15 protein-coding genes and 3 pseudogenes are annotated in these 14,270 nt (G+C 71.2%); 14 read left to right on the top strand and 4 right to left on the bottom strand.

Annotated features, from left to right (window positions below; translation table 11 throughout):
- Positions 1 to 608 precede the first annotated feature (608 nt).
- On the top strand, positions 609 to 1,655 hold the full coding sequence (locus J7E88_RS09905) for a GAF domain-containing protein (protein WP_215179322.1): 1,047 nt from the start codon (positions 609 to 611) through the stop codon (positions 1,653 to 1,655).
- 96 nt (positions 1,656 to 1,751) lie between these two features.
- Here J7E88_RS09905 and J7E88_RS09900 read toward each other — a convergent pair.
- A pseudogene (locus tag J7E88_RS09900) lies at positions 1,752 to 2,009 on the bottom strand (helix-turn-helix transcriptional regulator); the annotation flags it as partial.
- A 38-nt stretch (positions 2,010 to 2,047) separates the two neighbouring features.
- Between J7E88_RS09900 and J7E88_RS09895 the strand changes: the two are divergent.
- The 4 genes and pseudogenes from J7E88_RS09895 to J7E88_RS09880 all read left to right on the top strand — a co-directional run.
- Positions 2,048 to 2,490 (top strand): annotated as a pseudogene (locus J7E88_RS09895) (MFS transporter); the annotation flags it as partial.
- Positions 2,491 to 2,784: 294 nt separating this feature from the next.
- Positions 2,785 to 2,976, top strand: coding sequence for a DUF6381 family protein (locus tag J7E88_RS09890; RefSeq protein WP_215179320.1), 192 nt, complete (start codon positions 2,785 to 2,787; stop codon positions 2,974 to 2,976).
- 235 nt (positions 2,977 to 3,211) lie between these two features.
- The gene (locus J7E88_RS09885; RefSeq protein ID WP_215179318.1) at positions 3,212 to 3,454 is read left to right on the top strand and encodes a hypothetical protein; all 243 of its coding nucleotides are present in this window, start codon (positions 3,212 to 3,214) and stop codon (positions 3,452 to 3,454) included.
- Positions 3,455 to 4,045: 591 nt separating this feature from the next.
- The gene (locus tag J7E88_RS09880; protein ID WP_215179316.1) at positions 4,046 to 4,609 is read left to right on the top strand and encodes a hemerythrin domain-containing protein; all 564 of its coding nucleotides are present in this window, start codon (positions 4,046 to 4,048) and stop codon (positions 4,607 to 4,609) included.
- Positions 4,610 to 4,667: 58 nt separating this feature from the next.
- On the opposite strand, the gene J7E88_RS09875 is transcribed toward J7E88_RS09880, so the two are convergent.
- A complete protein-coding gene (locus J7E88_RS09875; RefSeq protein WP_215179314.1) occupies positions 4,668 to 5,006 on the bottom strand; it encodes a DUF3140 domain-containing protein in 339 nt (112 codons plus the stop codon).
- Between the two features lie 278 nt (positions 5,007 to 5,284).
- On the opposite strand from J7E88_RS09875, the gene J7E88_RS09870 reads away from it, so the two are divergent.
- The 4 genes and pseudogenes from J7E88_RS09870 to J7E88_RS09855 all read left to right on the top strand — a co-directional run bounded on the left by J7E88_RS09870 (position 5,285) and on the right by J7E88_RS09855 (position 7,775).
- Complete coding sequence (locus J7E88_RS09870; protein ID WP_215179312.1) at positions 5,285 to 5,734, top strand: DUF6098 family protein; 450 nt, start codon at positions 5,285 to 5,287, stop codon at positions 5,732 to 5,734.
- Positions 5,735 to 5,745: 11 nt separating this feature from the next.
- Positions 5,746 to 5,954: pseudogene (locus J7E88_RS09865) on the top strand (IS701 family transposase); the annotation flags it as partial.
- Between the two features lie 207 nt (positions 5,955 to 6,161).
- A complete protein-coding gene (locus J7E88_RS09860; protein WP_215179308.1) occupies positions 6,162 to 7,349 on the top strand; it encodes a hypothetical protein in 1,188 nt (395 codons plus the stop codon).
- Between the two features lie 234 nt (positions 7,350 to 7,583).
- Positions 7,584 to 7,775, top strand: a complete 192-nt coding sequence (locus tag J7E88_RS09855) for a DUF2795 domain-containing protein (RefSeq protein WP_215179306.1) — start codon at positions 7,584 to 7,586, stop codon at positions 7,773 to 7,775.
- A gap of 89 nt (positions 7,776 to 7,864) precedes the next feature.
- On the opposite strand, the gene J7E88_RS09850 is transcribed toward J7E88_RS09855, so the two are convergent.
- Complete coding sequence (locus J7E88_RS09850) at positions 7,865 to 8,398, bottom strand: hypothetical protein (protein ID WP_215179304.1); 534 nt, start codon at positions 8,396 to 8,398, stop codon at positions 7,865 to 7,867.
- A gap of 190 nt (positions 8,399 to 8,588) precedes the next feature.
- Between J7E88_RS09850 and J7E88_RS09845 the strand changes: the two genes are divergently transcribed.
- From J7E88_RS09845 to J7E88_RS09835, 3 genes are all read left to right on the top strand, one after another.
- The gene (locus J7E88_RS09845) at positions 8,589 to 9,152 is read left to right on the top strand and encodes a hemerythrin domain-containing protein (RefSeq protein ID WP_215179302.1); all 564 of its coding nucleotides are present in this window, start codon (positions 8,589 to 8,591) and stop codon (positions 9,150 to 9,152) included.
- 164 nt (positions 9,153 to 9,316) lie between these two features.
- Complete coding sequence (locus J7E88_RS09840; RefSeq protein ID WP_215179300.1) at positions 9,317 to 9,733, top strand: CBS domain-containing protein; 417 nt, start codon at positions 9,317 to 9,319, stop codon at positions 9,731 to 9,733.
- Between the two features lie 586 nt (positions 9,734 to 10,319).
- Positions 10,320 to 10,988 carry a phosphoribosyltransferase gene (locus tag J7E88_RS09835; protein WP_215179487.1) on the top strand — a complete coding sequence of 223 codons (669 nt, stop codon included), beginning with the start codon at positions 10,320 to 10,322 and terminating at the stop codon, positions 10,986 to 10,988.
- Here J7E88_RS09835 and J7E88_RS09830 read toward each other — a convergent pair.
- On the bottom strand, positions 10,973 to 11,890 hold the full coding sequence (locus J7E88_RS09830) for an SDR family oxidoreductase (protein WP_215179298.1): 918 nt from the start codon (positions 11,888 to 11,890) through the stop codon (positions 10,973 to 10,975). The two genes, J7E88_RS09835 and J7E88_RS09830, sit on opposite strands and share 16 nt — an antisense overlap.
- 221 nt (positions 11,891 to 12,111) lie before the next feature.
- Here J7E88_RS09830 and J7E88_RS09825 point away from each other — a divergent pair, with 221 nt between their 5' ends.
- Complete coding sequence (locus J7E88_RS09825) at positions 12,112 to 12,561, top strand: SRPBCC family protein (protein WP_215179296.1); 450 nt, start codon at positions 12,112 to 12,114, stop codon at positions 12,559 to 12,561.
- Between the two features lie 52 nt (positions 12,562 to 12,613).
- Positions 12,614 to 14,230 (top strand): NAD(P)/FAD-dependent oxidoreductase, encoded by a 1,617-nt coding sequence (locus tag J7E88_RS09820; RefSeq protein WP_215179294.1) that lies wholly within the window; start codon positions 12,614 to 12,616, stop codon positions 14,228 to 14,230.
- Positions 14,231 to 14,270: the final 40 nt, after the last annotated feature.

The following is a 14,270-nucleotide window of genomic DNA, read 5'->3' as shown; positions in this document are numbered from 1 at the left end:
GGCATGCACAGCCGCCGCCTGCGGGCGGCGAGGAACACGCCGGGCACGCGGCTCGATCCGCCGTACTCGGCGAAGCCGGTGCGGCAGGCGAAGCCGGTGCCGTTCGGCCCGGGTGCCGCGTCACGGCGAACTGCCGCGCCGCACACGGCGCGTGCGAGGGGCTGGGAAGGACGCCGGCTCCACGTCGTGGCGCCGGTTCGGCCGCCGCATGCGGTGGCTTGGCCTCGTGCACAGCAGCATGGCCGACCGGGTGCGCTCGCCCCTGCCCGGGGCGGCAGTGAGCCCGCAGCCCGAACCGCACTAGACCCACCGCACTCTTCCCCTCCCTGCGGTCACCCGATCCGCCCGGCCGCATGCCTACCCACCGCATGATTGTCATATGTCAGACAGCTTCGGCTCGTTCCGCTTCCTGGATTGGCGGGAAGTGATCGTCCATGACGGATACCGTGCCCGGTTTGAACAGAATTCGTGTTCGGGCCTGGGCCGGGGGGCCCGGCCAGGCCCGTAGGTGTACACGCGGCTGTGGAGCTGCGCCGGGGTCCGCAAGTGATACCGAATTGATTCCGGTGTGGCGATACGCTGGGCCAGGATCTGATTACATCTGGCGCATGGATCCCCTGACACCCGATCAGACCGGACGCGCGGCCGAGCAGCGCACGCTTCGGCTGCAGGTTCTCGGCCTCAACAGCGTCGAGGCAGAGGCAACGTTCGACCGTGTGGCCCGACTTGCCGCCAGCTTCACCCAATCACCCCTTGCCATGGTCAACTTCGTCAACGACGAGCGGCAGATGTTCCGCGGCATGTATGTCCCGCCGGCCTCCCCCGACGACCATGCGGCCGCCGACAGCCGCGGCATCGTCTTCGACCTGAGCGACATAGCCCGCGAAGCGCCCAACGACTACGGCTTCTGCCCCCACGTGGTGGCGCAGGGGTCCCAACTGGCGCTGGACGACGTGTTCGACTACCCGCGCTTCCGGGGCAATCCCCTGGTCAACGACATGGGAGTGCGCTCCTACCTCGGCACCCCGCTGCGGGACCACACGGGGGTGATCCTCGGCACCGTGTGCGTGGCCGACGTGGTGGCCCGGAACTGGGACCGCAAGCTCAAGGAGGGAATGCAGGAACTCACCGAGACCCTGCTGTCGGAGTTCAAGCTGCGCGACAGCCTGCTCGCGCAGCAGCAGGAGCTGTTCGCCGTGTTCGACGGCGCGCCCTTCCCGATCATGCTCACGGAAGGACCGGACCACCTGCTGCGCTACGCCAACGGCAAGCAGGGCGCGGCTTTCGGCATGGTCCCCCAGTTCAGTCCGGGACGCCACGTCCTGACCGGACTCGACGCCGTCGGCGTCTTCAACGCGATGGACGACGCCTTCCGCACGGGCCGGACCACCACACTCCCCCGGGCGTCCATCACCACCTACGACTCCCCCGCGCCCCAGGACTTCAGTTTCCTGTGCACCCCGGTGCGCACGTCGCCCCACGCGCCGATCAGCGGGGTGCTGACGGTGGCGATGAACGCCCAGCAGCCCTATCCGGGCGCCGAGCAGCAGGTGTTCGCGGCCAACGTCCAGGAGCGTTTCGAGCAGCTCGGTGCAGGCGGTTTCGGGGGCCCGCTCCCCGGGCAGCGAGGCGGAGGCGACCCGTACGCCCGCTGAGCCCGACGGCCGGCACACCGTTCCCGGCCCCGCCACGGGGCCGGGAACGAGCGCCTGCGTCCCGCCCACGCGCCCCATGGGCGGGTCACATGCCGGTCACGGCCGCCGGTGGTGACTCCCAGGGGTGGAGCCGAAGGCACGGCGGAGCACATCGATGAAGGCGCTGGTCGAGGACCAGCCGCAGCGATGCGCGACCGTCGTCACGGGCACATCGTCGGCCGGCATCCGCAGGGCGTGGTAGAGGCGCAGCTGGGTACGCCCAGCGGGAAGGTCATGCCGAGTTCACGGCGGAAGAGGCGGCTCAGGGGTGCGTTCACCGGCTCCCGCCTCAACTCCCAGGGCTGCCAGGCTGCGTGCGTGCCCAGCAGATGCAGCTCCAGGTGTCCGTACGCGCGGTGGGCACCGCGGTCGGCGGGGCGCTCGCCTCCCGTTTCCGCCGCATCGCCGTTCTGCGCTGGTCCCACGCCCTGACAGTCCCCGCCGTCGCCGGTGTCGTCCTCGTGCCCGGCCCGCTCCTTCATGTGTGCGTCGCTCTCACCTCGGTCTGCCTCTACGTGCCGTTCTCCCTGCACATCACGCTCGGCCAGGATTGTCTGCCCCGACGCGTAGGCACCGCGAGCGGCGTCACGCTGGGCCTGGCCGTCAGCATCGCCGGCCCGCCACCGGCGACGCCACGTCCCTACGGATCGCGCTGACACCGCTGATCGCCCTGCCGCTCGTGGGTGTGCTTCTCCTGCGCCCGCTGCGCGAGCCCGACACTCCCGAGACCGACTCCGGCCCGCCGAGCGGCACTTCACGGCCGGAAGCCGACACGGCAGAGGCACCCGGCCGGTGAAGTCCTCTTCGCCGCAGGCGTGTTCAGTGCGGTGGCTCTTGCGCCGCTGGGGCTGCTGCGGCGTACCGCGGTGGATTTCGTGGCTGCCGTGGCTGTTCCCCACGCCCCCGGGCGGACGAGGCAGCACCGTGAGCGCGCCCACCCCAGCGAGCGCGTCACGGAGGGTGACGCTGCACCGAGAGACAACCGGCCGTGACCTGCGCTCATGGCGGTCCGTGACCGTTCGAGGTGCGATGCCACCCGTCCGCTGTTTCGCTGGTGCCGCCCGCTCTTCCCGTTCACAAAGGAGTGATCATGAGCGCTGCAGACAAGTCCCGTGGCCGTGAGCAGCAGCTGCGCCGCCAGGTGCAGGAGATCGAACAGGCCGCCGAGCGTGCGACCGATCCGCAGGAGCGTCAGCGCCTGCAGGACAAGGCGCGCCGAGTGCGTGAGCAGATCGGCGAGCGCGACGACCGGAGTCCGAGGGATCTCGACCCCATGATGTGAGCCGGCCACAGGCCCGGTCGGCGGCGGCCTTCGCGCATCCCTTCCGTTCGCGTGAGAAGGCCGCCGCCACCGTCGTCGTCGTGCGAGACGGCGAATTGGGGCCGGGCGCCGCTTCGACGGCGCCCGGCCCCTTCGACGCGGATCCACGCAGCCACGGCACCGCTCCAGCCGGCCATCGCGAACGTGCTGCGGCCCCGCATCCAAGCCGGCGAGGTGCGGCTCGTGACGCCCTGGGGTGGGCCGGCCGCGCTTCTTCGCCGACGGCTTCTTCCGCACGGTGGAACGCGCAGCGCCGGGCGGCAGCCTTCCTCTTGCTGCCCCGGGGACCGCGGGCGCGCTCGACGCCGGCACGGAGCGCGTCCACCCGGTCGGCCACGTCGGTGGACTTCGCCGGCAACTCGGCCTTCTCGACGTTCTCGCCCCGGTTCCCGATCCGGTCCGAGGTGCGCGCTGGAGCTGGTGGAAGTGGATCGTGTGACTGTCGGTCGCCGTGTAGCGCCCCACCGGCACGCTCACCAGACCGAAGGACCGGACCCGGACCACAGGGGACGGGCCACGGCCACCACCTCCCGCTGCGTCTGCGCTGACCCCCGGCCACCCAGACACAACGATCACACTCCACCGGCCCGGGCCGCTCGCGCAGAGGGCTGTGCGGCGGCGAGCCGTCCCGCCTCGGACGGGCGGGGACGACGGGGGGACGACTACGGGAACGGTCGTCGTGCCCGTACTCGTCCCGGCGTCCGTTCGAGTGGCGCGAGGCGCAGCCCGGGATGGCCGGGCGGGGTGGTGGAAGGGATTGCCGCTGGGCGTCGGCGTAGGCGTCCGTGCCTGACACCGGTTGGTCACGACGGGGAGGTCACGGCGTGCTCGTCACGACGTTTCGTCACGGAGCGCGTGCTCGTCATGGCGGTGGCCGCCCGGTCGGTGAGGCGGCCGCGGCGCATTCGGTCCTGCTCGCCGCCGAAGCATCCCGCTCACGGCTCCGGTGCGCCGCACACACACGGCGTGCCGCAGGGACCACGGGCCGACCCGAGTCATCAGGCGCAGACGATTGGAAGGAGAGCCCGAAGTGGGACATGGCGGCAATGTGATTCAGGAGTTGACGGCGGACCACAGCGAAGTGCGCTCCCTGTTCGCACAGATCGAGGCCCACACGACGGCCGACCAGCAGCGACGCGACCTGGTGGACCAGCTGACGATCGAGCTGGTCCGTCATTCGATCGCCGAGGAACAGCACCTGTATCCGACGGTGCGCCGCTACGTCGACGGTGGTGACGACCTCGCGGACAAGGAGATCGCCGACCACGCGGAGGTCGAGCGTCTGCTGAAGGAGCTGGAGGACTGCAAGCCGGGTGAGGCACGTTTCGACGCGCTGATCGCGCAGGTGAAGTCGTCGGTGACCGCACACATCTCGGACGAGGAGAACCAGCTCTTCCCCCTGTTGGAGGAGGTCTGCTCCGCCGAGGCCCTTCAGGAGCTGGGCCAAAGGGTGCGCTCGGCGAAGGAGAGCGCACCGACCCGCCCGCATCCCTCCGCACCGGACACTCCGCCGACCAACAAGATCCTTGCGCCGGGCGTGGGCATGGTCGACCGCGTGCGCGACATGCTGACCGGGCGCGGCACAGCGCGCTGAGGTGGCGTCCGGGGGCGGCCGCTGACAGGACGGCACGCCCCTGGGACGTCCGTGGCCGTCAGGTGGGCTTGAGCGGGTCGTGACCGATGCTCATCAGACTGCGACGCCACTCCGCACCGCCCGCCTTCGGGTCCAGTTCCGCGGCCCGCTGGGACCGGACTATGTCGCAGACCCGCTGCATGACCTGTACGTCGTCCTCAGTGAGGTCGGTGCGGCGCTTGCTCAGGACATCGAGGACGCGTCGGCTTGCCGGGCGACCGCTCTTGTCGGGCAGTTCTTCCGTCTCCTCACCCGCGGCATCGACGTTCAACCACTCCCGCAATTCGCGGGATGTCATATTCACGGCCCTGTGGAACTCGTCCCACAGCTCCGTGCTCACCTGTGGTGACACCGCCACAGTCCGCCTCCTTGCTCCCCAGGAACGTAAGAACGCGTGCCGGGTTCCCGGCTGACACCAGGAGAAAACCACGGCCCGCCGTTCGGGTGCCACCCGGCGCGACTCTCCAAGACCCTGTTCTCCGCACACCGCCGGGCATCCCTCGTCTGCGATGACCGATTCCGTTTCGCGCCGATGGGTACCTGTTACAAGCGCCCGGCCGTCGAGCGGTAGAAAGCGCTGTTGTGCCGGACGCCACGGGCGGTAAAAGGGACGGCTTCAAGGAGTGACCACCTCATATGAGCTCCCCCGACGAATTGCCCGTCCTGCGTACGCTCGAGGAACTGACCGTTCTCGTCGAGCGTCGCCGGAACATGTATGTGCGCTGGTCCCGCGGACCCGCTGCCGACCTCAAGTCCCTGTCGAGCACCGACGACCTCACCGGCGTCCCCCTGCCCGGTCTGTCCGCCAATTCCCTCGACATCGAGCCGTGGTGGGAGAACCGCCCCGTGAAGGTGTGGGTGGCCCGACGCCTGTACGACTACGCGCATCTGCCGCGTGACAAGGGGCCCGGCGTGCAACCGTGGGCGCTGCGCGGGCAGGAGGCGGGCCGGGGTCCCGACAACGAGCCGCTGGTCCAGGACGTCGAGCCGATCGGCTGGATCGACGCGGGGGTGATCGAGGAGGCGGCCGAGGAGGTCGCCCGGCAGGCAGGCGGCTGGGGCCCGCTGCGGCGCGACGGCGGCTAGGACTTGTCCGGCTCCTGGCCCGCCGCCACGTGACCCGGCGCCACGAGATCGCTCACTGCATCGCCCGTGCGCCGGCCGGGGCCATGCTCAACGAGCTGATCAAGGTGGCCGGGAAGCGGTGGGCGATCGAGGAGTGCTTCCAGAGCCCGACGCAGGAGTGCGGCCTGGACGACTACGAAGTCCGTCGTATGACGGCCGACACCGGCACATCACCACCGCACACGTCCTGAGCTGGTCGATCCGGCGCCGTCGACAGCAACACCCAGCACGGGCAAACCACCGCAAACAACGAGGCCACAGCCCATAAGACCGGCGACCTCGTCACACCGACCGCAATTGCAGCACTGGGTTGGCTCACAAAGATCATCCCCGCCTAGCATGTTCACGCCATTGACCGGGCGTCAAACCGCCTCGACGAAAGCGAACCATGCATCTCAAGCGGATAATCGCTGCGACCGCGACCTTTGCTTCCCTCTCCCTGATCACGGCCTGCGAGGACGCCGACGCCGACCGCACGACCGCCGTGACCGGCCCCACCGCGGACAGCGGCACCGGTGCCGACACGCTCGAGCAGGCGCAGGGCTACGTCCAGCGGTACGCCTCGTGCGAGCGGATGAGCACGGACCCGATGGACAGCAGACTGCCGCTCACCGAGTTCACCGCCGTCGGCAAGTGGTCGGTGACCGAGCGCGGGGTGTGCACCGACCGCGTCGAGCGCGGCGAGATCATTTTCTACATGTTCTCCGACATGAAGGCGTTCCAGGAGGGCTACAAGCAGCGCGTGCTGGCGAAGATCGCCTCCGGCGACTCCGACTACGGCCTGTTCAGCCGCGTGCTCGTGGGGAAGAACTTTGCCGTCACGCCCACCGAGACCAAGACGGCGCTCAAGCTCTCCCGCTCGGACCTGCGCGTCCTGACCTGCAACCCGACGGCCGGCGTGCCCGAGGGCTACAAGCGGGAGAAGAGCCTGGTCGAGGGCTGCGTCCTGAGCGACTTCGTGGCGAGCAACGACGGGGAGGGCAGCCCCAACTTCGAGACCCCGCAGGACCCGGCCGCGGAGGGCGAGTCCAAGGAGCCGGGCCGGCCCCCGGCGGGAAGCCTCGGCCTGCCGCGCGCGGGGAGCCTCGCCGAGTTGAAGCAGTTGGTGCACCCGCACACAGTCGACTGCACCAGCTACTCGACCGACCCTGCCGCCCTCGCCGTCGAGTCGATCGACTACCAGCCGGTGATCACCGGCGACCACCGCCACTGGGGCGTCGAGGACCGGGCGATCTGCGGCGAGCCCGGTGGAGCGCAGCGCGCGCACAACCTCAACTGGCTCGACATGGTGAGCGACATGGAACTCCTGCAGACTCGGGCGAAGGCCGCCCAGCAGGAGGACCTGAAGGACGACAACCGCCTGAAGGCCACCGCGAGCAGGCTGCTCGTCGGCGAGAACGTCGCGGTGGAGACCAATGACCCGAGCGTCCGCAACGGCCTGTACCAGCTTCAGTTCCTGTACCTGAACTGCGAGCCCGGCTTCTCCGCCCCGGCCGGCTACCGCGTGGAGAGGGCGAGCGTCGAGGGCTGCGTGCTGACCAACTACGAGCCCGGGGCCGAGGTCGGCGGCCGCTGAGAGCGAGTCGCTGACGCGACTCGCCGGGTCCTGATTCCCCTTCTCCCGGACCGTGGCCGGCGTCGAAGGGATGCGGCACGCATCCCTTCTCGACGGACCGCAGCCGCCGCGCGCCTGCTCGCCTGTTCACCGGACGGGACAGGTCGAATCGGCAAGACCCGAGGGATCTCCCTCTTTCCACATGCGCCGGCGCGGGCATGTTCGGCCGAGGAGGCCGGGGGTACCCGCGGGCGTATGAACGTGAACCCCATCGAAATGCAGAAAGCCCTCGGCGGTGTGCATTACCCCGCCTCCAAGAGGGACATCGTCGAAACGGCAAAGAGCCACGGCGCCGGCAAGGAAATCAAGAAGGCGCTCTCTTCCCTGCCGGACAAGGAGTACGACTCCCCGGCAGCCATCACCAAAGAGGTGGGAAAGGGATCCTGACCCGAACCGCAGACAGTACCGGCGCGACCGGTGGACGATTCCGCGCCTGACCGCCCGAGAGCAGCGTCCCGAGAAAGCAGCGTTTCGCCTCAGGCGGTGGACGCGGATCGCGGCTCAAGGCGGTCCATGAGCTGAGCTCGGTGGAGTCCGGCTATGGGCGCGAGCAGGTCGGGATGACGCAGGAGTGCTGCGGCCCGGCGGTCGCTTTCATCGGGCGCGACCAGGCGCCGGAATTCGATCGGGAGGCCGTCGGTGTGTTCGCACTCGGCGAGTGCCGCCACTGCCGGGCCGGTCAGTGCGGGCGTGCTCAGCAGGCATGCCGCCCAGCTCGCCACGACCTCGTCCACCCATGTGCGCCACGCATACCCGTCGGCGGTGTCGGCCGCCGGGCCGCCCGCGTCCGCGCCCGTGATCCAGTCGAGCCGGTCGGAGCCACCGGGCCCCGCCACCGCGACGAGCGCGGCGTCCATCGACGTCGGATACCGCAGCCAGGCGGCCACCGTGACGGCCTGCCGCGCCTGGACCTCGGCCAGAGCCGTGTCCATCGCGCCGCCGGCCGGCGGATAGGCGCGCGTCAGCCACTGGGCGGTCGCCGCGATGAGCGGGGAGAGAGCTGCGGGCACTGGCCGGGCCGTCCGAATCGCTGGGAGACGTGGGGAAAGTGCACTCGAACGCTATCTTTCGGGCCTTCTCGTGCACATGGCCCAAGTCACGACTCCGGCGTGGCCTACGACACATCGGCGGCCGACCGCGAGCCGGACGAAATGCTTCGGAAGCCGGCAGAACAGCAAGCCACTGCAGAGGAGCAACGACATGACACACGGGCAGGACGTCGTCGCGGAACTGGTCTCGGACCACCGCGAAGTGGAGGAGCTTTTCACCAAGATCGAGGAGCTGCCGTCCGGCGACAGCCGGCGGAAGCGGTACGCGGACCGGGTCACCATGGAATTGGTCCGGCATTCGGTGGCGGAGGAGGCGTACCTCTACCCGGCGGTGCGCAAGCACGTTCCCGGTGGTGGAGACCTGGCAGACCGGGAGCTGGCCGACCATGCCGCGGCCGAGCGGATCATGAAGGATCTGGAGGGCTGCCAGGCGGACGACTCCGCATTCGACATGCAGATCGCCAAGCTGATGTCCGAGATCAGGACGCATGTCACGGACGAGGAGACCAAGCTCTTTCCCCGGCTGCGCGAAGCCTGCTCCACCGAGATGCTGAACGATCTGGGGGACAAGGTCCGGCAGGCCAAGAAGTCGGCGCCGACCCGTCCGCACCCGTCCGCGCCGGACAAGCCGCCGGCCAACAAGCTGCTCGCGCCCGGAGTCGGCCTCGTGGACCGGATGCGCGACGCGCTGTCCGGGCGGGGCCAGGACACCTGAGACGTCGGCGACAGAGCGCCCCGAGCACCGGCCGGACGCGCGGACGACGCGCGCACCCGGCCGGCGCGTTACGAGGCCCGCCGCCCCGGGCACCCGTGACGCGTCACCCCGACAGACCGGCTGCCGGTCCCCCGCGGGCTCGGCGCGAAAAGGAGGAACGGAACATGACAACCGCACGAGAGATCATGACGGGCGGTGCCGAGTGCATCGGCGCCGAGGAAACCGTGCTGCTGGCCGCGCAGAAGATGACCGAGCTCGGCGTCGGGGCCCTGCCCATCTGCGGCACCGACAACAAGCTCAAGGGCATGCTGACCGACCGCGACATCGTGGTGAAGGTTCTCGGCGCCGGAAAGGACCCCGCCCAGTGCAAGGCCGGAGAGCTGGCCCAGGGCGAGGTGGTGACCATCAGCGCGGACGCCGACGCCGACGAGGTGCTGCGCACGATGAGCCGGCACAAGGTGCGTCGGCTGCCCGTCCTGGAAGGGCACCAGCTGGTCGGCATGGTCGCCCAGGCCGATGTGGCGCGCAGCCTGCCCGACCCCAAGGTCGGCGACCTCGTCGAGGCGCTGTCGACCGACTAGCCGCACCCGGCTGCGGCGAGCAGGCCGAGCCGGGCAGCCCCGGAGCCGACCACCCCGGCCGCCCTGAAGGCCACGTGCCCCGGCAGCCCGCAGGCGAACGACCGTCCGCGGGCTGCCCGGCAGACGGCGGCCGTCGGCAGAACGGGCACCGCGAGAAGGAGTGGCCATGACGTCCACGGCCGCGGGGGCACGCACACCCGTCGACCCGATCGTTGACGCCGCCCAGCCCCTGACCGGCGGCGATGCGCTGGACCTGCTGCCGGCACGGACCGGCGACGCCCGGCAGGTCCTGCTGGGCGAGGCGTCGCACGGTACGTCCGAGTTCTACCGCTCGCATGAGGTGCCGACCCGCCGGCTGGTGGAGGAGGAGGGCTTCTCCTTCGTGGCCATGGAGGGCGACTGGCCCGACTGCCACGCGCCGCACTGCTCCGTGACGGCGTCCCCTGAGGCGGTGCCTTGCCCGGGCCCACCGGCGGGCGGCCTACGGCCGTCGTCTGTTTGGGAGAGGACAAAAGCGACTGCCGGCCGACCGGTGTGTGACGACCGGACACACGAGCTCCAGCAACAGGCGGACGGAGGAAGACCGATGCGCTTCCATGACCATCGGCACGCAGGCCAGGAACTCGCGCTGAGACTTCTCGAATGGGCGGCCGACGGCAATCTCACCGATCCAGTCGTTCTCGCGCTGCCGCGCGGAGGTGTGCCCGTCGCGGCGGAGGTCGCCCGGGCCCTCAAGGCGCCACTGGACGTGGTCGTGGCCCGCAAGATCGGCGCACCCGGCAATCCGGAGACGGGCATCGGGGCGATCGCGGGCGAGGATCCTCCGGTGTACGACCGGTGGGCCCTGGAGATGCTCGGCCTCGCGGAGGACGATCTCACCGCGGATGTCGCCAGGGAACGGGCCGAGTTGCACCGCCGTGAGGAGCTGTACCGCCGCGGCCGCCCCGCACTCGCCGTCGAGGGCCGGACGGTGGTCCTGGTCGACGACGGCCTCGCCACCGGCGTCACCGCGCGCGCTGCCCTGCGCCATCTGCGGTCCAAGAACCCCGACCGCCTGATCCTGGCCGTGCCGGTCTGCGCCCCCGACGCCGCCGAGACGGTCCGCCAGGACGCCGACGACATCGTGTGCCTGCACCAGCCGCCGTCGTTCCTGGCGGTCGGTGAGTGGTACGAAGAGTTCGCCCAGATCTCCGACGACGAGGTCGTCTCCACGCTGCGCAACCCGACCACCCTGTCCGGTCAGGGCCCCGGCTGACGGTACGGGTCAGGTGCGGTCGGTCCGTTCGGCCGTGTCTCGGCGGCGCGGCCACCCGCGCCCAGCAGGCCCTCGTCGGCCGGGTGCTCCTCGGCGGCGAACCGGCGCACCGGGGCGCCGGCGAGCCTGCCGACGGCTCCGGGGAGCGCGGAACGTGCGAACCGCACGCCCCGCAGCCACGGCTGGACGTAGACGGCAGGGCTTCGCCGCTCCACGCCCCGGACGAGGCGTTCGGCCGACGGCTCCACGCCGTGTGTTCTCGAAGCGGGCCAGGGCAGCCACGCGCGCAGCTCCGTCAGCGGGGTGGGGGGCGGCGCGTCCTCACGGATCATCTCCGTGTCCGTCCAGCTGAGGTAGGCCACACCGACCCCCACACCGCGGTGGGCGACCTCGGCGCGGAGGGTGTGGGCGAAGGCTTCGGCTCCGGCCTTGGAGGCGCAGTAGGCGGACATCATCGGCGCCGGTCCGAGGGCCGCGAGGGAGGTGATCTGAAGGTAGTAGCCCCTGCTGGCGATCAGGTCGGGAAGGAAGGCACGGGCGGTGTTCGCGCTGCCCACGAGGTTGATCTCGACGACCCGGCGCCAGGTCGCCGGCGGTGTGTCCTCGAAGGGTCCGGCCGCCGCGACACCCGCGTTGGCGACGACCGCGGACAGCGGGCCGAGTCGCTCGCGCACGAGCCCGGCGGTGAACGACATCGCCTCGTCGTCGCCGACGTCCACCTGCCAGGAGTGCGCGCGGTCCCCGAGCTGCGCCGCGAGGCGGCCGAGCCGGTCCTCTTCGAGCCCCAGGAGGGCGACGCGCGCGCCGCGCCGGACCAGGGCCCGCGCCATGGCCTCGCCCAGGCCACGGGCCGCTCCGGTGACGACGACGGTGCGGCCGTCGAGGGGGGACTGCCGGTGCATCGCCTGCCTCCTGCGGGGTGGGAGGGCGGTGGGTGGGAGCCGAGGCGCGAGGTGGAGCCCGGTCTCCACCGTAGTGGCGACCTCGCCACAGCAATCACGGGCGAGGTGCTGCGATGGCGGGCGAGGTTCTGCGGGCCGCCGTGAACAGGCCGCCGGCGCGGCCCCGGCCTAGGCTGAACAGGTGTGGCCGTGACACGACGGGACAAGCTCCTGGAGGGCATATGGCGGTACGACACCAACTGATCCACCGCACTCCGCAAGAGGTGTGGACCGTCCTGTCCGACGGCGACCGCTACGGAGACTGGGTGATCGGGCCGTCGCGGTCGTCGCAGCAGGACGGCAACTGGCCGGACGAGGGCGCCTGCATCGCGTATGCCGTACGGCTTGGGCCGTGGGAGGGCAAGGGCCGGACGGTCGTGCGCTACAGCGAACCACCGCACCGGCTCGAACTGGAGGCGTACAGCGGCCCGCTCGGCACCGCGAGAATCGCGATCGAGGTGAAGCCGTGGGGCGAGGACACACTGGTGATCCTCGACGAGCACCCGTTGCGCGGGGCGGGCGGGCGGCTGCACAACGCGGCGTTCGACGCGGTCCAGCAGTTGAGGCACCGCAGGATGCTCAAACGGTTCGCGGAGGCGGTCGAACACTCCGTTCCCTCGGTCGCGCACTGAGCAGTGCCCGACGCGGGCGGCCGGTGCCCGAGCCGCCCAGAGAGGCGCAGTCATGCCGGACGCCGTGGTGATCGGTGCGGGCCCCAACGGACTGGTCGCGGCGAACGTGCTGGCGGACGCCGGATGGAGCGTGGAGGTGCTGGAGGCCCAGCCGTATCCCGGTGGGGCCGTACGCAGTGACAGCGGTGTCCTCCCCGGTTACGTCCACGACGTGTTCAGCGCCTTCTATCCGCTGGCGGCCGCCTCCCCGGTCGTCGCGGCCCTCGAACTGGAGCGTGAGGGCCTGCGCTGGTCTCATGCGCCGAGCGTCCTGGCCCACCCGCTGCCCGACGGGCGCTGCGCGGTGCTGGAACGCCGCACCGCGGACACCGCCCGGTCTCTCGACGCCTTCGCGGCGGGTGACGGTGAGGCGTGGACGCGGCTGTGCGGGGTGTGGCAACGGCTTGGGGCCGACATCGTCGACGCACTGTTCACGCCGTTCCCGCCGGTGCGTGCCGCCGCCCGGCTCGGCCTGCGGGTGCGGGCTGCGGGCGGCCTGCGGCTGGCGCGGACGATGATGCTGCCGGTGCGCCGGCTGGGCGAGGAGGAGTTCGGCGGGGAAGGCGGCCGGCTCCTTCTCGCAGGCAACGCGCTGCACGCGGACCTCGCCCCGGAGGCGGCCGGCAGCGGCGGCTTCGGCTGGCTCATGTCCATGCTCGGCCAGCATGTCGGCTTCCCGGTCCCCGCGGGCGGTGCCTCCGCCCTGCCCACGGCGCTGGTGGCCCGGCTGGAGCGGCTCGGCGGCACGGTGCGCTGCGGGGAGGAGGTCGTCGAGGTCGTCGTGCGCGGGGGCCGGGCCGTGGCCGTACGGACGGCCGGCGGAGAGGTCGTGCCGGCGCGGCGGGCCGTGCTCGCGGACGTCTCGGCACCCGCGCTGTACGGCCGGCTGGTCGGCTCCCGGCATCTGCCGTGGCGTCTGCTGGAGGGGCTGCGCAGATTCCAGTGGGACTTCGCCACGTTCAAGGTGGACTGGGCGCTGGACCGGCCGGTGCCGTGGACCGCGCGCAAGGCGGCGACGGCGGGGACCGTGCACCTGGCCGACGGTGTCGACGGTCTGACGCGGTTCGCCGCCCAACTCGCCGCGGGGCAGGTGCCCGACGAGCCCTTCGTCCTCTTCGGCCAGATGACGACGGCCGACGCCGGCCGCTCCCCGGCGGGTACGGAATCGGCCTGGGGATACACCCACGTACCGCACGGCATCCGTGGTGACGCGGGCGGCGACGGGATCACGGGTGCCTGGGACCGCAGGGAGCAGGAGGCGATGGCCGACCGCGTCGAGGCGCAGGTCGAGCGCTACGCGCCGGGCTTCCGCAACACGATCCGCGCCCGCCGCCTGCTGGCGCCGCCAACGCTCGAGGCACTGGACGCCAATCTGCACGGCGGCGCCATCAACGGCGGTACGGCCGCCGTGCACCAGCAGCTCGTCTTCCGGCCCGTTCCGGGCACCGGACGCCCCGAGACACCGGTCAGGAACCTCTACCTCGCCTCCGCCTCGGCGCATCCGGGCGGCGGCGTGCACGGCGCGCCGGGTGCCAACGCCGCCCGTGCCGCGCTGCGGGCGTGGTCGCCGCACGGGCTGCTCAGCCGTGCGCAGCGTTCGCTCAACTCCCGCCGCGACGGCAGGACATGACCCGGCCTCCACTCGCCCGGTCGGTTTCACGGGCGTGCGC

Origin of the sequence: Streptomyces sp. ISL-10 (assembly GCF_018614575.1) — a bacterium.
In the GTDB taxonomy this organism is placed as follows: domain Bacteria; phylum Actinomycetota; class Actinomycetes; order Streptomycetales; family Streptomycetaceae; genus Streptomyces.
Note: the sequence above shows the minus strand (reverse complement) of the source record. Positions and strands in the feature narration are given on the sequence as shown.